Origin of the sequence: Bradyrhizobium sp. C9 (genome assembly GCF_002532045.1) — a bacterium.
Classification (GTDB): domain Bacteria; phylum Pseudomonadota; class Alphaproteobacteria; order Rhizobiales; family Xanthobacteraceae; genus Bradyrhizobium.
This window is the reverse complement of record NZ_NWTG01000007.1, coordinates 177,570-195,309: the sequence shown is the minus strand read 5'-3', so window position 1 is coordinate 195,309 and position 17,740 is coordinate 177,570. Positions and strand designations below refer to the sequence as shown.

At 64.1% G+C, this 17,740-nt stretch carries 19 protein-coding genes; 8 read left to right on the top strand and 11 right to left on the bottom strand.

Annotation, left to right across the window (positions count from 1 at the left end; all coding sequences use genetic code 11):
* Window positions 1-21: 21 nt before the first annotated feature.
* Window positions 22-972: a sulfonate ABC transporter substrate-binding protein gene (locus tag CO675_RS17790; protein WP_097673198.1), complete on the bottom strand. Its 951-nt coding sequence runs from the start codon at window positions 970-972 to the stop codon at window positions 22-24.
* Window positions 973-1,185: 213 nt separating this feature from the next.
* Window positions 1,186-2,391, bottom strand: a complete 1,206-nt coding sequence (locus tag CO675_RS17785; protein ID WP_097673197.1) for an LLM class flavin-dependent oxidoreductase — start codon at window positions 2,389-2,391, stop codon at window positions 1,186-1,188.
* A gap of 199 nt (window positions 2,392-2,590) precedes the next feature.
* Here CO675_RS17785 and CO675_RS17780 point away from each other — a divergent pair, with 199 nt between their 5' ends.
* From CO675_RS17780 to CO675_RS17755, 6 genes are all read left to right on the top strand, one after another.
* A complete protein-coding gene (locus tag CO675_RS17780; protein ID WP_097673196.1) occupies window positions 2,591-3,700 on the top strand; it encodes an ATP-dependent DNA helicase in 1,110 nt (369 codons plus the stop codon).
* A gap of 405 nt (window positions 3,701-4,105) precedes the next feature.
* Window positions 4,106-4,822, top strand: coding sequence for a peptide-methionine (S)-S-oxide reductase MsrA (gene msrA, locus CO675_RS17775; RefSeq protein WP_097673195.1), 717 nt, complete (start codon window positions 4,106-4,108; stop codon window positions 4,820-4,822).
* 21 nt (window positions 4,823-4,843) lie between these two features.
* The gene (gene msrB / locus CO675_RS17770; protein ID WP_097673194.1) at window positions 4,844-5,257 is read left to right on the top strand and encodes a peptide-methionine (R)-S-oxide reductase MsrB; all 414 of its coding nucleotides are present in this window, start codon (window positions 4,844-4,846) and stop codon (window positions 5,255-5,257) included.
* Between the two features lie 178 nt (window positions 5,258-5,435).
* On the top strand, window positions 5,436-5,813 hold the full coding sequence (locus CO675_RS17765) for a hypothetical protein (RefSeq protein WP_143279035.1): 378 nt from the start codon (window positions 5,436-5,438) through the stop codon (window positions 5,811-5,813).
* A gap of 191 nt (window positions 5,814-6,004) precedes the next feature.
* On the top strand, window positions 6,005-6,169 hold the full coding sequence (locus CO675_RS17760; RefSeq protein ID WP_021076985.1) for a DUF3309 family protein: 165 nt from the start codon (window positions 6,005-6,007) through the stop codon (window positions 6,167-6,169).
* Between the two features lie 222 nt (window positions 6,170-6,391).
* A complete protein-coding gene (locus tag CO675_RS17755; RefSeq protein ID WP_097673192.1) occupies window positions 6,392-6,682 on the top strand; it encodes a hypothetical protein in 291 nt (96 codons plus the stop codon).
* A 163-nt stretch (window positions 6,683-6,845) separates the two neighbouring features.
* On the opposite strand, the gene CO675_RS17750 is transcribed toward CO675_RS17755, so the two are convergent.
* The 6 genes from CO675_RS17750 to CO675_RS17725 form a co-directional block, all read right to left on the bottom strand.
* On the bottom strand, window positions 6,846-7,406 hold the full coding sequence (locus tag CO675_RS17750; protein WP_097673191.1) for a DUF4112 domain-containing protein: 561 nt from the start codon (window positions 7,404-7,406) through the stop codon (window positions 6,846-6,848).
* A gap of 199 nt (window positions 7,407-7,605) precedes the next feature.
* Window positions 7,606-8,016, bottom strand: coding sequence for a Crp/Fnr family transcriptional regulator (locus tag CO675_RS17745; protein ID WP_097673190.1), 411 nt, complete (start codon window positions 8,014-8,016; stop codon window positions 7,606-7,608).
* A 21-nt stretch (window positions 8,017-8,037) separates the two neighbouring features.
* Window positions 8,038-9,660, bottom strand: coding sequence for an inorganic phosphate transporter (locus tag CO675_RS17740; protein ID WP_097673189.1), 1,623 nt, complete (start codon window positions 9,658-9,660; stop codon window positions 8,038-8,040).
* A 284-nt stretch (window positions 9,661-9,944) separates the two neighbouring features.
* Window positions 9,945-10,379, bottom strand: coding sequence for a DUF5413 family protein (locus tag CO675_RS17735; protein WP_097673188.1), 435 nt, complete (start codon window positions 10,377-10,379; stop codon window positions 9,945-9,947).
* Between the two features lie 194 nt (window positions 10,380-10,573).
* Window positions 10,574-12,136: a hypothetical protein gene (locus CO675_RS17730; RefSeq protein WP_097673187.1), complete on the bottom strand. Its 1,563-nt coding sequence runs from the start codon at window positions 12,134-12,136 to the stop codon at window positions 10,574-10,576.
* 35 nt (window positions 12,137-12,171) lie between these two features.
* On the bottom strand, window positions 12,172-13,464 hold the full coding sequence (locus CO675_RS17725; RefSeq protein WP_097673340.1) for an adenylosuccinate synthase: 1,293 nt from the start codon (window positions 13,462-13,464) through the stop codon (window positions 12,172-12,174).
* Window positions 13,465-13,812: 348 nt separating this feature from the next.
* Here CO675_RS17725 and ybaK point away from each other — a divergent pair, with 348 nt between their 5' ends.
* Window positions 13,813-14,295 carry a Cys-tRNA(Pro) deacylase gene (gene ybaK, locus CO675_RS17720; RefSeq protein WP_097673339.1) on the top strand — a complete coding sequence of 161 codons (483 nt, stop codon included), beginning with the start codon at window positions 13,813-13,815 and terminating at the stop codon, window positions 14,293-14,295.
* Between the two features lie 30 nt (window positions 14,296-14,325).
* Here ybaK and CO675_RS17715 read toward each other — a convergent pair whose 3' ends face one another.
* The 3 genes from CO675_RS17715 to CO675_RS17705 are packed head-to-tail and all read right to left on the bottom strand — an operon-like array spanning window position 14,326 to window position 16,563.
* Window positions 14,326-14,544: a hypothetical protein gene (locus CO675_RS17715; RefSeq protein ID WP_097673186.1), complete on the bottom strand. Its 219-nt coding sequence runs from the start codon at window positions 14,542-14,544 to the stop codon at window positions 14,326-14,328.
* A 38-nt stretch (window positions 14,545-14,582) separates the two neighbouring features.
* Entirely contained in the window at window positions 14,583-15,947 is a 1,365-nt protein-coding gene (locus tag CO675_RS17710; RefSeq protein WP_245452801.1) for a cytochrome P450, read from the bottom strand.
* Window positions 15,907-16,563 (bottom strand): acyl-homoserine-lactone synthase, encoded by a 657-nt coding sequence (locus CO675_RS17705; protein ID WP_097673184.1) that lies wholly within the window; start codon window positions 16,561-16,563, stop codon window positions 15,907-15,909. The genes CO675_RS17710 and CO675_RS17705 overlap by 41 nt, the downstream gene beginning before the upstream one ends.
* Window positions 16,564-16,642: 79 nt before the next feature.
* On the opposite strand from CO675_RS17705, the gene CO675_RS17700 reads away from it, so the two are divergent.
* Window positions 16,643-17,416 carry a helix-turn-helix transcriptional regulator gene (locus tag CO675_RS17700; RefSeq protein WP_097673183.1) on the top strand — a complete coding sequence of 258 codons (774 nt, stop codon included), beginning with the start codon at window positions 16,643-16,645 and terminating at the stop codon, window positions 17,414-17,416.
* The last annotated feature ends 324 nt before the right edge of the window (window positions 17,417-17,740 follow it).

Below are 17,740 nucleotides of genomic sequence, written 5' to 3'. Positions count from 1 at the left end.
AATTGACCAAGCGCGCGCCGATCAGGTCTGGGTGTTGCGCCAGACGATGTCGCGGATCGCGATCTGCTTCGGGATCAGGCCGAGCTTGAAGAAGCGGTCGGCAACGCCCTGCTGGGTCGCAATGATGTCGTCGGTCACCGGGCCGACCGAGAAGCCGGCCCGCCTCGCCGCGATGGTCTGGATATCGAGCGGGACGCCGGTGACGGCCGCGAGCGATTTCGCGACCTCGTCGGGATTCGCCTCGGCCCATTTTGCCGTCGATGTCGTGACATCGACGATCTGCTGCAGCAGGGCACCGTGCCTGTTCGCGAAGTCGCGGTTGGCGATGTAGAACGCGTTGGTCTTGGTGATGTCGCGGGTCTTGACCAGAATGCGGCCGTTCTGCCTGGTCTCGGCGATGGCGAAATACGGATCCCAGATCGCCCAGGCGTCGATGCCGCCATTGGCGAAGGCAGGACCTGCGTCCGGCGGTGTCAGATAGACCGGCGTGATGTCGTCATAGGTCAGCCCGGCTTTCTCCAGCGTCTGGATCACGACGTTGTGCGCGCTGGATCCCTTGGTGAAGCCGACGCGTTTGCCCTTGAGATCGGCGATGGCTGTGATTGCCGAATTCTGCGGCACCAGGATGCCCGACCCGTTGATGATCGGCTGCGCGGCGGCATAGACGATGGCCGCGCCGGCGGCCTGGGCGAAGATCGGCGGGGAATCGCCGACCGCGCCGTAGTCGACGCTGCCGACATTCATCGCCTCCATCATCGGCGGGCCCGAGGAGAACTCGACCCATTTCACGCCGACGCCCTGCGGCTTGAAATGATTTTCCAAGGCCTCGCGCTGGCGCGTGATGACGAGCACGCCGTTCTTCTGGTAACCGATACGAATTTCCTTCGCGTTCGCCTGGGCCTGCGCGTTTCGTGACAGCGCGGCAGTGGCGGCTGCGACGAACGACAGCTGAAGGAACTCACGACGCTTCATTCCAAAACTCTCCTGACGATCGAGCGCGTTTCTCGACGCGCGATCATGCGTTGTCAGGATGATGGGGCGCGCGAATGAAGCTGTCGAGCACCGCACAAAAATAGCGATGCCTGCACTTCGGTGCAGGCATCGCGCGTGCCGTTTCGTTCAAGGCGCAGGTCGCGCGTAGCGAATTATTTTCTTCACGCGATCGCGAGGTGGCTGCGCATCAATTCAGCCGGCGGCTGCGGTCTTCGGGCCGACATTGACCGCGAGTGTGCCATAGCGGTCCGAGAACGCCTGGGTGTCGATCTCCTCGAGCTGGATCGAGCCGTCGAGCACGCCCTTCTTCCAGGCATCGTGCTCGGGATCGTGCTGGAACTCGGGCATCACCTCTTTCCCGAACAATTCGAGCGACTCGCAGATGTGCTCGTGAGTGTTCTTGCCGGCCTGGTTGAGCAGGATCACCTGGTCGATATGCGAGGCGCGGAAGCGCCGCAGCTTTTTAGCGATCGTTTCCGGCGAGCCGATCAGGCCGCCGCGCAGCGCAGCCTCCTGCGCCTCCGGATTCTCGCGCTTCCACTTGTTGTACTCGTCCCACATGTTGACGGTGCCCGGCGCAGGCCGCTGCCGGTTCTGCGCCTGGCCGTAATAGCGCAGCGCGAACTGGAAGAAGGTCGCGCCGTCGGCGCGCTTGCGCGCCTCTTCATCGGTCTCGGCGCACATGAAGAACGAGACCAGCGCCATGTTGGGATTGGTCTCGTAGTCGGCGAGCTTCTTCAGCCGCTTGGTGATCGCGTTGTAATAGGCGTGCACCCAGGCATGCGCCGCCTCGGCGCTGACGAACTGAAAGCCGAGCGCGCCGAACCCGTTCTGCCCGGCGCGTTCGATCGTCGGCAGTTGCGAGCACGCCATCCAGAGCGGCGGATGCGGCTTCTGCACCGGCTTCGGCACGACATTGCGCAGCGGGATGTCGAAATACTTGCCGTGATGCTCGGTGCCGACCTTGGTGAACATCGGGAAGATCGCCTGCACGGCTTCTTCGAACACTTCGCGCTTGGTCTCCATGTCGCGGCCGAACGGCGTCAGCTCGGTGATCGAGGCGCTCTCGCCCATGCCGAACTCGCAGCGACCGTTAGAGAGCAGATCGAGCACCGCGACGCGCTCGGCGACGCGCGCGGGATGATTGGTGGTGAGCTGGAAGATGCCGTGGCCGAGCCGGATGTTTTTGGTGCGCTGGCTCGCGGCAGCAAGGAAGGATTCCGGCGCCGGCGAGTGCGAATATTCCTCGAGGAAATGATGCTCGACGACCCAGGCGTAGTCGTAGCCGAGCCGGTCGGCAGTCTCCAATTGGGTCAGCGCGTTCTGGTAGAGCCGGAGCTCGTCGCCGTCGTTCCAGGGGCGCGGCAGTTGCAGCTCGTAAAAGATGCCGAATTTCATGGCGTCACTCCCAAGGTCCGTCCCCGACCGCTTGTTGTTTTCGGTCAGTCTAGTGGCGGGGCAGACCAAGTCTAGCCTCGGGCGCGAAACCCCAATTCCGTGTAGCGGGAGACGGCTTGCTTGGGACGCATGAATGTTTAGCTTGTGCGGGTGTGAGTCGCGGCGCTATCGCTCGCGCGCTCATTCTTCCGAAAGCCCCATGACCACCTTTACGCCGCATCAGGATTCCGCGCTGAAAGCCGTTGCCGACTGGCTGAAAGCCAAGCCCGGCCAGAACGGGACACCGCCGGTGTTCCGCCTGTTCGGCTATGCCGGAACCGGCAAGACCACGCTGGCCCAGCACATCGCCGAGGGCGTCGACGGCGAGGTGAAATTCGCGGCCTTCACCGGCAAGGCGGCGCTGGTGATGCGCAACAAGGGCTGCGACAGCGCCTCCACGATTCACTCGCTGATCTACCGCGCCCGCGAGTCGGGCGTCGAGCAGCCGAGTTTCGAGCTGTGGGACGACGCGCCGGCCTCGAAGGCCAAGCTGATCGTGATCGACGAATGCTCGATGGTCGACGCCGAGCTCGGCCGCGATCTGATGTCGTTCGACTGCCCGCTGCTGGTGCTCGGCGATCCCGCGCAATTGCCGCCGATCCAGGGCGGCGGCTTCTTCACCGACGCCGAGCCGGACGCGATGCTGACCGAGGTGCACCGCCAGGCGCAGGACGATCCGATCGTGCGGATGTCGATGGATATCCGCGAGGGCCGCGAGCTCGAGATCGGCCGCCATGGCGAGAGCGAAGTGGTGTCGCGGAAGGAGCTCGATCCGGACCGCGTGATGCGCGCCGACCAGGTGCTGGTCGGCCGCAACAACACCCGCCGCGCCTACAACATGCGGATGCGGCAGCGGCTGAACATCGAAGATCCTCTCCCGGTCGCCGGCGACAAGCTGGTCTGCCTGCGCAACAACCGCAAGAAGGCGCTGTTCAACGGCGGCCTGTGGCGGGTCAAGGCGCGCGCGCAGTCGAAGTCCAAGATCATCACCATGCGCGTGATGCCGGACGAGGATTTCGGCCACAAAGTCACCAAGGTGTCGGTGCGCGGCGAATGCTTCGACGGCGGCATCGAGGGCATTCCGTGGGAGCAGCGCAAGCCCTATGACGAGTTCGACTACGGATACATACTAACCGTGCACAAGTCGCAGGGTTCGCAATGGGACGACGTGGTGCTGTTCGACGAGAGCTTTGCGTTCCAGGACTCGCGCGCGAGGTGGCTGTATACGGGCATCACGCGCGCCGCGAAGCGGCTGAGCGTGGTGGTGTGATCGTCCCGCAGGCGCCGACGTCATCCTGACAGCAGCTGAGTGTATGACTCGCAGAGGGCGCCAACATTCAGCGTCGTCCTGGCGAAAGCCAGGACCCATTACCCCGGCTGCTTGTTGTTGCGCGACGCTGGGGGCCACGATCCCGCCTACTGGTACATTTGGTGGCTATGGGTCCCCTGAGTTCACCTGGCTTTCGCCAGGACGACGGGCGTGGAGAGGCCGCGTGCAAAAATCCATCCACCGTCATCCCTGAACCTCGCTGATTTCCCTCACGAAACTGTGTGGCCGGCGCCGTAACAAAACGGCCCCGCGCCCGTATTTTGAAACGTCAGAGCAGCCGGCCCGGTTTGCCAATGCCGGCTCCCGCTCTAGACTGGCCCCCAAATGCGATCCCACGAGGAACCCATGCCCAAAAGCTCCCTCAGCCGCCTCTCGCTTGGCGCCGCCGCGATCGGCGCGCTGGCCGTTGCCGCTTTTGCCGTTGCGCCCTCGCTTGCCGCCGAGGATGCCGTGGTCATCCCGGCGCCGGCGGCGAGCGCGCCGGAAACCGGCATCAAGACCGCGGTGCTCGCCGGCGGCTGCTTCTGGGGTGTGCAGGGCGTGTTCCAGCACACCGCCGGCGTCGTCAGCGCGGTGTCCGGCTACTCCGGCGGCAGCAAGGCGAACGCCGACTATGAGAAGGTCTCGACCGGCGCCACCGGGCACGCCGAGTCCGTCGAGATCAAGTACGACCCGCAGAAGATCTCCTACGGCAAGATCCTGCAGATCTTCTTCTCGGTCGTGCATGACCCGACCCAGTTGAACCGCCAGGGCCCCGACTCCGGCACGCAATATCGTTCGGCGATCTTCACGACCAGCGACGAGCAGAAGAAGGTGGCGGACGCCTATATCGCCCAGCTCAACGCGGCCAAGGTCTACAAGAAGCCGATCGTCACCAAGGTCGGCGCGCTGGAGGCGTTCTATCCGGCGGAGGGTTACCACCAGGACTATCTGACGCTGCACCCGAACCAGCCCTATATTGCGTATAACGACATCCCGAAGGTCGAGAACCTGAAGAAGATCTTCGCGGAGAATTACATCGAGAAGCCGACGCTGGTGAGCAGCGCCAAGGTCACCAACTGAGCATCTCGCAAAGGAGGTTGAATGTCCGATACCAAAACCGACGGCAAGGTCCGCAAGAGCGAGGCCGAGTGGCGCAAGGAATTGACGCCGATGCAGTACGCCGTGCTGCGGGAAAAGGCGACCGAGCGGCCCTTCACCGGCGAATATGAACATGATCCCCGCAAGGGCACCTATGTCTGCGCCGGCTGCGGGCAGCCGCTGTTCGAATCCGACCAGAAGTTCGATTCCGGCTGCGGCTGGCCGAGCTTCTCCAAGCCCGCGGTCGAGAGCCATGTCGACGAGGAGCGCGATATCAGCCACGGCATGATCCGCACCGAGGTGCTGTGCTCGAAATGCGACGGCCATCTCGGCCATGTCTTCAACGACGGCCCCGGCCCGACCGGCCTGCGCTACTGCATCAACTCGGCGGCGCTGAAGCTGGACGAGAAGAAATAACGGCCGCCAACTCCTGGATGGATTGCCGGGTCGAGCCCGGCAATGACGACGGTGGATCTGGCAAATATCCTGGCCTAACGTCGAACAATTTCTCCGCCCCGCGCGACCAAGAACCGGTCGCGCGGGGTTTTGTTTTGCCCGGTCGCCCGTTCGCGTGCATAAACACAAGGAAATTTCGATGTCGCCAATTCCAGCAAAGCTTTTGTTTGGTCTCGGTCTTGCCAGTCTCGTCATCGGGAGCGCCGTGAGCGTGCCGGCGTTCGCCGCCGACAAGATCTCGCTGTTCAAGGTCATCACCTCCAAGGACGAAATCGTCATCGGCCTGACGGACGCCGACCTCGCCCAGGTCGAAGGCCAGAATGCCGGCGGCATCGCCAAGATGCTGGTCGCCAAGGGCTCGATGAGCGTCTGGCAGTATGCCGTGCACAAATCCGCCTCCGGCGATCTCGAACAGGCGCCGCTGCACAAGATCGGCCTGATCGCCAGCGACTCGCTGCGGGTCGAGCCCTACCCGACCCCGCTGAAGGTGCTCCCGATCGACGAAAGCAAGAAATGACGGCGAAGCCGTCATCCCGGGGCAGTCCGCAGGACTGAACCCGGGATCTCGAGATTCCGGGTTCGATGCTGCGCATCGCCCCGGAATGACGACGAATTTAACGACTCGCGCCCCGGAATGTGCTTTGCTCCGAATTCGCGGGGCCGTCGGCGTCTCGCCGAGCGGCCGCCGCCTCTTCTGAGGAGGGCGCCATGTCGCTCGGACTGATCCTCATCATCCTCCTGCTGGTTATCCTGCTGGGCGGCTATAGCGGCCGCATCCGCGGCTACGGCTATGGTCTCGGCCACTCCGGAATGGGCCTTTTCGGGGTGATTTTGATCGTGGTCGTGATCCTGGCCTGGCTCGACAAGATTTAATGGCTATAAGCCATTGAAATAAATGGAGTTATTTTGATTGGCCGCGTGCTATGCGCGGATTCAGCATGTGCCCTGCCGGGGGCGCTTCTGGGGTCGCATTTTTGTCAAAGAGGCCTATATTAGGGATCGAAATGACATGTACGGCGCGCCGCCGATTGTAGGCCGCCGTCCCCCAAAATCCCTTTCGCCGCTCTATGCCAAGAACACAAGAGGTCGTCGACCATGCGTCCCCTGCGTCCGTTCAACTATAACACGTCCGCCGAACTGTTCCCTGCCGCGATCCGCAAGAAGAAGCGGGCCGGCTTTGCTTACCGCCGTTTCGGCACTGCTGCCGAGGCCGTGCAGTTCGCGATGGAGCAGCTGCCGGCGGATTCGCTGAACGGCGCCTATCTCCAGGTCGAGGAAGCCCGTTTCGACCAGAACGGCATCCGTTCGCTGTATGAGAGCGAAGGCTTCCCGCTGCCGCGCCGTCCGCGCGCCGAGCCGGCCCAGACCGACGCCGACGCCGCGTAGACTTTCTACGCGTCGCTCAACGAAAAGCCCTCGGACCGATCCGGGGGCTTTTGTTTTGGGGTTAGAGCGTTTTCGAGCGAAGTGGATACCGGTTCGCGTGAAGAAAACGCGTCAAAACAAGAATCGAGAGGCCCGTTCCGATTCAATCGGAACGGAATAGGCTCTAGAGCCTGGGCTGCTTGTCGAGCCAGCGCCGCAGCATCCGCACATTGCGGATATTGGCGCGGAACATGACGTCGAAGGCATCGCCCGCCACCGGCACCATGCCGACCACGCCGTCGACCGCGACATTGGCGAGCATGCGCGCGGTGATGTGCCAGGGCGCGCCCAACAGACGGGCCTCGCGCACCAGCCACAGCGAGATCGCGGTGGTGATGAGATCGCCGATCACCGGGATCAGGCCGATCAGCCCGTCGATGCCGTAGCGGACATTGGTGCCCGGCACGACGAAGGCGACGTCGAGCAGCTTTGCGATCATCTCCAGCCGCGCCAGCCGCTCCTCGCGCGTCAGATTGCCGAACGGGTTGGCGGTGGAGTTGCGGAAGTCGAAGCTGAAGCCTTCCGTAAAGGCTCCCTGAAAACCCTGGAACTGCGAATGCAGCGGGCCATCGCCGAGCTCGCGCCCGTCCTGATCGATAACCTTGCCGCGCGCCTGCGCCCCGCCGAAAGGCGGCCGCGATCGCGTGGCGTGGGGGGAGAAAATGTCGTCCTCGGGCATGGCCATCACATGGTAACGCAGGCAGGTGGTTCAAGTTGCGTCACATTACCACTGTGTCACGTTCAAGGCCGGATTGCGTTCACGCGTCAAGTGCCGCGTGCCGCCGACGGCGTCAAGCCGAAGCGGCGGCGGAAGCAACGATTGAAATCGATGGCGCGAGACTGGATGCTGGCCTCGCCTAGATTCAACCCAATCTCATCGCGCTTTAGAAGACGCCTTTGTTCATGGTTCTGAGCCGCTGGGCCAGCGTCCTCATCACCTTGAGGGCAAAGTGCGGCGTCTGGCTGACGAGGAAGAGAAACTGCTTTTCCGAGACCGGGACGAGCTCGACATCCGTGAGCGCCGCGGCGGTCGCACTTCTTGGCTCGTTGTCGATCAACGCCATTTCGCCAAAGATCGTGTCCGCCGGCAGGTCCGCCATGGTCTTGTTACCGACCTGAATGCGCACATAGCCGCTCTTGATCACGAACAGCTCGTTGGCCTGCTCGCCCTCGCGAAAAATAATCCCACCGGCCCGCACCAGGCGCGTTTCGATATCGTTGCCCGTCAGAAGGCTGAAGCTTGCATCTGCCACTCGAAATTCCTTTCCCCGAACCTGGATGCAGATCTGATGCATCCGGTTGTCTTGCTGCTCCGGCTAAAACAAATGCGCGAATACGAAGTAGAGAACGCCCGAGATCAGCATCGCCACCGGCAAGGTCAGAACCCAGGCCATGGCGATGTTGCGGATGGTCGACCATTGCAGGCCGGATCCGTTTGCGGTCATGGTGCCGGCGATGCCGGACGACAGCACATGCGTCGTCGACACCGGCAAGCCGTATCCGTCCGCCGCTGCGATGGTCGCCGCCGCCGTGATCTCGGCGCAGGCACCCTGCGCATAGGCCAGATGGGCCTTGCCGATCTTCTCACCCACCGTCACGACAATTCGCTTCCAGCCGACCATCGTGCCGAGGCCGAGCGCGATGGCGACCGCAATCTTCACCCAGGACGGAATGAATTTGGTGGCGGCATCCAGCGAGCCCTTGTAGCGATTGAGCGTCGCAACATCGGCATCGTTCAGCCCGCTGTCGCTGCCCTTCATGAGCGAGCGCAGCGCCTCCGACACCAGGTACATGTCGTTGCGCGTGTTGCCGACGGTCTCGGCCGGGAATTTCGCCAGCGAACCGTACTGCACGACCTGGTCGCGGATTTCGCCGACGAGAACGGCGAGTGACGGATAGGTCTCGTCGGTGAGCTGCCGAAGGGCGATGTAGTTCGTCACCGCCGGACGCGGATTGCCCGTCACCTTGCGATCGGCTCCCCTATCCTCGATCACCTTGCTCGCCGCCGCCGAATTCGCGGTGAAGGCCGCGATCTGGCTCGCAGGCATCGCGCGGTTGAGTGCATAGGCGGTCGGGACGACGCCGATCAGGATGAGCATGATGAGACCCATGCCTTTTTGACCGTCGTTCGATCCGTGAAAGAAGCTGACCAGGGTGCAGGTCAGGATCAGGATGCCGCGGATCCACCAGGACGGCGGCTGGTCGCCTTTCGGCTCGCCGAACAGCGCCGGCGTTGCGCGGAGCAGCGCGGTTTTCAGCCCGTAGAGCAGGATGGCCGCGAGCGCAAATCCGAACAGTGGCGACAGCAGCAGCGCCTTGCCGGTGTTGACGGCCTGCGACCAATCCACGCCGGAGGTCCCTTCTCGTCCGTGCATCAGCGCGTTCGCGATACCGACGCCCATGATCGATCCGATCAGCGTGTGCGAACTCGAGGCGGGCAATCCAAAATACCAGGTGCCCACGTTCCAGATGATGGCGGCGATCAGCAACGCAAACACCATGGCGAAACCGGCACTGCTGCCGACCTGAAGGATCAGTTCGACCGGCAACAGCGAGACGATGCCGAAAGCAACGGCTCCGCTGGAGAGCAGCACGCCGATCAGGTTGAACATCCCCGACCAAACCACGGCAATGTGGGCCGGCATCGAACGCGTGTAGATCACGGTCGCGACGGCGTTCGCCGTGTCGTGAAAGCCGTTGACGAATTCGAAGCCGAGCGAGATCAGCAGCGCCACGAACAGCAGCAGGAACGCTGCGTAAGAGGTCTTGCCGGGACCCGTCGCGCCAACGTCCGCGTAAATGCTGTAGGCGACGAACAGCAGCGCGGCGCCGACCACGCCGAGATAGATAATGCCGGTGAGAGGATGAAAACCTTTCTCGAGATCGGGACCGCGGCGCCGCGCGGGCTCGATCGAACCAGGTAACGCTACATCGCTCATATGATCGCCCTCACGGCCGCGGGAGGACAAAAGCGACCGTGTGACATTGGGACTACGTTTACATGACGCCCATGTGACAGTTGCATGAACGACGATGCGTGCGGCTTACAGCCGGCGCCTAATAGATTGACAAGGTTGTGCTAATAGCGCGCCCCCCGGCTCACCGTGCGTCAATCACCGTCTCCTGTCCGGCCGCGATACGCTCAATGCGCCGACCGGTCAGAGATCGTCGATCACATCAAAGTCGAGTATTTCTGCTTTTCAAAAGGAAGCGGTTACATGCCCTAATGCTGGGATGCCGGCGTCGCCGGCACGTGCTGCTCTTCGGCATATTTGTGCGCCAGCCAGGACGTGATCACGCCCGGGATGAAGCCGACCAGCCCATAGAGGATGAACTGCACGGCGCCGCTTTCGGAGCCGTGGGAGGCGTAGGTCAGCGCCGCGCCGACGAACGCCACCGCGCCGACAATCAGCATCCGCACCGTCGGCGTGATCCGCCGCATGTGCATCAGGATGTCGTCGATCGCGCCGAACATCAGCGACGGCACGATGCCGAACAGATAATTGTATTGCAGCGACTTCACGAACACGACGAGCAGCTTCGCCACTTCGCCGCCATTGGTCTCGGTCCAGTAGCCGGACTGATAGGTGGTCATGAGCAGCAGCAGGAAGCCGCCGATGAACGGCCCGATGGCTGCGAAGATCAGATAGCGTTTCATGGCGTGCCCCTGCCCGACATCGGGCCGAGTGTAACGCAGTCACGCGACGGTTCTAGGGAAAATCCAAAGCGCCCGGCAATGTTCCGGGATCATCGCCTCGATGCGCTGCAACAGCCAGACTTCGCTGCGATACGGAATCGCCCGGACAGCGCCGGGCGATGAGATCGTGAGGACCGAGGTGAGTGCTGAGGCCGTTACTCACCCCACGCCGCGAAGGCGTCGTTGAAGGCGCGCTCGCCGGGGGCGCCCTTTTCGATCGCGATGATCGCGCGGCGCTGGTTGGTGTAGACCAGCGGCACGTCGAACCAGGAGCGCTCCTTCAGGAGCTGCAGATTGCGCGAGCGGTCGGCGTCGACATTGGAGAGGCCGACCAGGAAGAAGCCGTCGGTGACCTTGACCGCGAGTCCGGCCAACGGCGTGCCGCGGGCCTGCTCGTTGGACTTCATCAGGATGCCCGGCACGTTGCCGACGCCGCCATTGGCGAAGTCCTGCGGCAGGATGAAGGTCAATTCCGCGGTGTGGCTCGCCGGCAGCGATGAATCGGTGTTGCGGCGGAACGACATCGTCATCTTGAACTTGCGATCGGGGATGTCGATCTCGGCGCGCACCGCGATGTCGGGCTTCTGGTTGCCCGATCCCTTGACCTGCTCGGTGCGCCAGACCACCGAGCCGACATATTGCTTGCCCTTCGGATCCGACGGGTCCTCGTCATAGAGCACGACGCGCTGCGCCACCGGAGCGACCGGCTCGCCCGTCGACGACGGCTGGCCGACGCGGTCGGTGATCTTCTTGCTCGAAGGCGTCGCCGCGGCATCCTTCGGCGCCTCGACGGGAGCGGAGGATTTGAACAGGCTGCTGACGAAGGTGGTGGCCTGCTGGTGGAACAGAAAGCCGGTGCCGACCAGGATCAGCAGGATGCCGATCGCGATCGCGGTCTTGAACGGGAACATCGATCCGACACGCGGCCGTTTCGGCTCGCGCTCGGCATTGCTGACCCGCGTCCGTGTTGGCGGCGGCGCCTGGGGCGGCTGCGGCGTGTAGCGCTCCGCCTCCTCGATCGACTCGTCGTAGGAATACGGCGCCTCGGGATCGCCGCCGCGGTTTTCGAGGCTCGGCTCGAGCCGGTCGAATTCCGGCGAGGGCGACGGCACGTTGGCGTAGGTCTTGCGCGCGTTGCGGCTGGCCTGCGCCGCGGCCCGCCCGAGATCGTCGGCATCGGCGGTGATGTCGCGGAAGCCACGCACACCCGGGGCAGCCGGCGGCGTCGGGGGCGGCGCGCCTTCGCCGCCACGGCGCGGCGGCATCGGCCGGCCCTGCGGCGCCTGGGTATCGGTGCCGGCAGCAGCCTGCGGGTTCTGCGGCCGCGGCGGAGCCGGCGGCGGCGCATCGGGGCGCAAATTGCGCGGCGGTCGGGGATCGGCCGGCGGCCGTGGGCGCGCGGCATTGTCGGCGGAATTGGCCTCCGGCGGCCTTGGATTGGCACGGCGCAGCGGGTCGCTGCTGCGGGCAGCCCCGCCGCCCGGGCGCGACGCCTCGCGGGCGCGCTGCGCGGCCTCGGACTCGACCTTGCGCACCGCTTCTTCCAGCGACAGACGCTCGCGGGTGATCTCGGACTCGGACAGCGGCGGCTGCACGCCGCGGAGTTGCTGGATCAACGCCGTCCGCGCCCGCGCATACAGCGCGCGGCGGGCTTCGCCGGGGGCGGTTGGGTCCAGTCCGGCGATGGCACGGGCGATCAGCGGGTAGTAGTCAGCCATTTCCACACAATTGGTGGGATATAGGTAATATCCCGTTAAGCCTCGAACGGATTCTGTACCAGAATAGTATCTTCACGTTCCGGGCTGGTGGAAAGCAGGGTGACCGGACACCCCACCAGCTCCTCGACCCGGCGGACATACTTGATGGCCTGGGCCGGCAGGTCCGCCCAGGACCGCGCATTGGCGGTCGGCTGCTTCCAGCCTTCGATGATCTCATAGACCGGCTCGATGCGAGCCTGCGCGCCCTCGCCCGCCGGCAGATGGTCGATTTCCTTGCCGTCGAGCTTGTAGCCGATGCAGACCTTGATGCTGTCGAAGCCGTCGAGAATATCGAGCTTGGTCAGCGCCAGCCCGGCGATCCCGCAGGTCCGGACGGTCTGGCGCACCAGCATGGCGTCGAACCAGCCGACCCGGCGCTTGCGCCCGGTGTTGACGCCGAATTCCTTGCCGCGGCGGCCGATTTCCTCGCCGATCTCGTCGTTCAGCTCGGTCGGAAACGGACCCTGGCCGACCCGGGTGGTGTAGGCCTTGCAGATGCCGAGCACATAGCCGACCGCACCCGGGCCCATGCCGGTGCCGGTCGCGGCCTGCGCCGCCACGGTGTTGGACGACGTCACATAGGGATAGGTGCCGTGGTCGACGTCGAGCAGCGCGCCCTGTGCGCCCTCGAACAGGATGCGCTTGCCCTCGCGGCGCTTGAGGTCGAGCAGCCGCCACACCGTCTCGGCATAGGGCAACAGCTTCGGCGCCAGCGCCGACAGCTCGGACAGGATGCTCTTGCCGTCGATCTCCTCGAGATTGTTGCCGCGGCGCAGCGCGTTGTGGTGCGCCAGCAGGCGTTCGATCTTGTGCGGCAGGGTATCGAGATCGGCGAGATCCATCAGGCGGATGGCTCTACGGCCGACCTTGTCCTCATAGGCCGGGCCGATGCCGCGGCGGGTGGTGCCGATCGAGGTAATGGCGTTGGAGGATTCGCGCAGCGAGTCGAGTTCGCGATGCAGCGGCAGGATCAGCGTGACGTTCTCGGCGATCCGCAGATTGTCCGGCCCGACCGCAACGCCCTGCCCCTTCAGCTTGGCGACCTCGTCGAGGAAGGCCTGCGGGTCGAACACCACGCCGTTGCCGATCACCGCGAGCTTGTTCGGGCGCAGCACGCCGGAGGGCAGCAGAGCCAGCTTGTAGGTCTCGCCATTGATCACGAGCGTATGGCCGGCATTGTGGCCGCCCTGGAAGCGCACGACGATGTCGGCCTGTTCCGACAGCCAGTCGACGATCTTGCCCTTCCCCTCGTCACCCCATTGGGCGCCGACGACGACAACATTGGCCATTGCGAAGATGTTCCCTTCAGGTGTTTCAGAGACCATGATCGCGGCGAAAACGCGTCCGCCCACAGCGACCATGCATGATATGCCCAGCCCAAATCGCGGCGGCCGGCCGCGCGCACGCAAGGCGCCTACCGGATAAAGGAAGCGGGTCGGCTGCGCAAGCAAGAACGGGGTCGTTTAGGCCTTTTCGAGGGATGACAAGCCTTTGATATCCCCTGAAAATTCCATGCCGCACCCGGTCGCGCCGGACTGGCGGAAATTTAATGTTGGGTGGCCTGACGCTGGTCGTACGGGCGATTGATCGCCGGGCCCATTGCGGCGATCATTCCGCCGTATCAACCGGCCCGGACCATGCCCAATTCGACACAAGCGACGATTGCGCTGCGCAAGCTAGGCATTGCCTTCAAGCTCCACACCTATGTCTACGATTCGAGCGCCGAGAGCATCGGGCTGCAGGCGGCGGAGGCGCTCGGCGTCGACCCGAACCGCATGCTGAAGACGCTGATGGCGGAGGTCGACGGCAAGCCGGTCTGCGCCGTGGTGCCGTCGGACTGCGAGGTCAGCATGAAGAAGCTTGCCGCAGCCCTCGGCGGCAAGTCGGCCAGGATGATGCGCCCGGCCGATGCCGAGCGGCTGACCGGCTACCATGTCGGCGGCATCAGCCCGTTCGGCCAGAAGAAGAAGGTGCCGACCGCGATCGACGAGACCGCGCTCACCCATGTCACCGTGTTCGTCAATGGCGGCCAGCGCGGCCTGCAGATCGAGATCGATCCGAACGACGCCGCGCTCGCCGCCGGCGCCGCGATGAAGGCGCTGGTGGCGACGCAGGACTAGATCCCCCTCGCTCGAAAACGCTCTACGCGATCAATGCGAGGACTTGTCCCTGGTGAACTCCGCGCCGACGTAGTCGGACAGGCCGGACAATTCCTCCGCCGAAATATCGTTGACGTTGAGCCTGAGCTGCATGATCGCGAGGTCGAGCAGATGTGCGGCGAAGGTCGCGCCGGCCGCCGTCACGATGCTGCGCTGCTCGATCAAGACCGCGATGACGTCGCGCAAGCTGCGCATTTGCACTTGATCCATTGCCCTCTGCCCGATACCGGCCGTCGTGATGTGTGTTGTCATTGGGATACCGAATGTAATGAGCTGATGGACGCCGCGCTGGCGGATGGAATGTATGGCAGCCGCTCGGCTCCCTCGCCGAGATGCAGGATGCGCGATGGCATCTCGCGGACTTCGATGTCGATCGTCATCGGCGGCGGAATCAGCGTCACCGAGGCTTTCGGCCACGGCGCCGGATTCGGGCTGACAGCGGTGAAGCGATAGGCCGCGGCGATCTCGAGCGCGAGCAATTGCAATTCGAGCATCGCAACCCCCATCCCGGCGCAGGCGCGCGGGCCGGCGCCGAACGGGATGTAGGCGTCGGTGTTGTAGCGCCGCGTCATCAGAAAGCGGTCCGGGTCGGGGAAATGCCTGGGATCGCGCTGCAATTGCCAGGGACAGATCAACAGCGAGGTGCCGACCTTGAGCTCGCGCCCGCCGATCGTCACCGGCCGCATCACCTCGCGCGAGAACCACCAGGCGCTGGGATAGAGCCGGCAGACCTCCTTGACGAACGTCGCGCTCAGATTGGCGCGCTTCACCGCGTCAAGCCGCAGTTCGCCATCGTCGCCGATGCACTCCGCCGCCTCGTCGGCAATGTCGTCCATCAGGGCGGGATCCGCGGCCATCTGGTAGAACATCCACGCCGCCGTCGAACCCGTGGTGTGATGGCCGGCCAGCAGCAGTGTCAGGATCTCGTCCTCGAGATCGCGATCGCTGAGGCCGAGCGCCTCGAGATCCCGCAGCGCGCTGCTTGAGCCCGCCTTGCTGCGCAGACGCTGCACCACCGTCGACATCGCAAGCTTGGCGCAGACCCGGTTCTGCCGGCGCCGGTACCAAGCCACCGGACCGAACGGCAAGGCGCGGAACATCTCCTCGGCGAGATCGTCCTCGATCACGCCGACGGCCTGAACCAGCGCTTCCTCGTCACCCGACGACATCACCTGGGAGCCGAAGATCGCGACGCAGATCGTCCGCAACGCCAGCATCGCGGTGACATGGTGCGGATCGAACGAGCCGAGCCGCGCCAGGCTGGCGCCGACCGCGCGGATCTCGGCGCACATATGCGGCAGGAATTTCTCGACGCTGCCCTTGGCCATGTGCTTCTGCAGCACCGTCCGCCGCCGCTTGTGCTCCTCGCCGCTCAGCATCAGCGAGCTGCGGCCGAGCACCGGCGTCAGCTTCTTGATCAGCTTGCCCTTTCCGATGTCGGTCTCCGGCGCCTTGAGGATCGGGCGCAGCAGATCGGGATCGTTCACCAGAAACACGGGCGCGGGACCGAGCCGCAGGGGCACCAGCCCCGATTCGGCCTCGTTGCCGCGCGTCAGCAGCAGACGCAGCGGGTCACGCTGGAATGCTCGAACGTCCGAGAACATGTGAGGCATCGTGAATCTCCAATTGTCGTCCGAGGTCGAGGAATTTGGTCAGGCCGGGATTGTCGGAAAGACCAAGCGGGATTTCTCCGGCGAGCGCCGTCAGCGGGCGGCCCATGCGATCATTGCCGATCACCTGCGGCGGGCCGTAGCGGCGGGTGCGGATTTCCATGCGGGTGAGGAAACGCTCGTAGGAAAGGTCGGCGAGCGCCACGAGCGCGGCCGCCCCGCGCAGCTCGGCGAAGCGGAACATCAGCGCGTAGTTGACGCGTGCCGTCCGCGACCTCGCGACACCAGGCAGCACGCCGAAACGGCTGATCTCCCAGGCGTCGCGGCGGCTCGGAAAGCGGCGCACCGCAAGCTGCGGGAACACCGACTTGGTCAGGTAGGGATAATCGGTGCGGATCGCCCGAAAGCCGCCGACCAGATCGACACCCGAGAACAACAGGCAGTGCTCGGTGTACCAGCAGTCGAACTGATCGCGTTCGACGTCGCCGGTCGTGCTCAGAAGCCAGCCGCAATGGTCGACGAACAGCCGCTTGCGTAGCCGCAACATCGCCCCGACATGCTCCGGATCAAGCTCTTCCCTGGTGATGAGTGCATGATAGCCGTCCAATGAATGCGGCATTATCCTTTCCTCCAAATGCGGAACATCTGGAACGAAAGGGGTTAACTGTGGTACCCCCGGAAACCGGGGGTTTTAGTCAATGGGCCTGGTAGACGCGATTTCAACCATCGAGGCGTCGGACACCATCGACGAGCTCAGCTCGTCATTGCACCGTGTCATCCAGAACTACGGCTTCTCGGGCTTTGCCTTTGTCGATGCCGGTCGGCCCGACCTTGATCTGCCCTATCATGTCGGCACCTATCCCGATGCCTGGAAGCGGGCGTATGTGCAGAACGAGTTCGTCCATGCCGATCCGGCGCTGGCGCGGTCGCGACGCACCAACACGCCGTTCAGCTGGAGCGGCCTGAAGCTGCCGGAGCGCAGCGGCCACAAGCGGGCGCCCGAGGTCAAGACGATGGATGCCGCCCGCGAGTTCGGCTTCAAGGACGGCTTCGTGGTGCCTTTCCATTATCGCGACCGGCTCGGCGCCGTGCATTCGAGCTCGACGGTGTTCTTCTGGGAAGACCAGCCGCGCGACTTCGACAAGCTGTTCATCTGCCATCGCCATGAACTGCATCTGTTGATGATCTACTGGGTGCAGCGGGCGATGGACATCGTCAACCGCGACCAGCGCAACGCGCCGACCATCCTGAAGCCCGCCGACGCCGCCGAGACCATCAAGCTCACGGGGCGGGAGAAGGAAGTGATCGCCTGGGCAGCGCGCGGCAAGACCGTGGCCGACACCGCGCAGATCCTCGGCATTTCGCCGGAGACCGTCGAAGGCTTCATCAAGCAGGCGCTGCGCAAGCTCGAGGCCTCCAACAAGACGCACGGGGTGGCCAAGAGCATCGCGCTCGGGATCATCGACCTGTGAGCGGCAACGCCGCGAACTGTGGCGAGGTCACACACTCGGGTTGGATTCGCCTCGACCAGCACCCCCAGATTGCATTCGGACACGATCTTGATAATAAGGCTGCGGCCTGATGACAGGAATTTCAGACCATGGGTGCGTATTGCAGTGCCCGCCCGGCCCGACCGCCGAGCCGTCGTGAAAGCACGGATCGTCCCGCACCTCGCCCGGTGCGCCCGGACCGATTGTCGGTCCGGATGATCCGTAGAAGTCCCGTCGCGACGAACCGCTGTTCCATTTGCTACCAATCATCGTCGTGGACATGCTGTCGACGGACGTAGCTGGAGA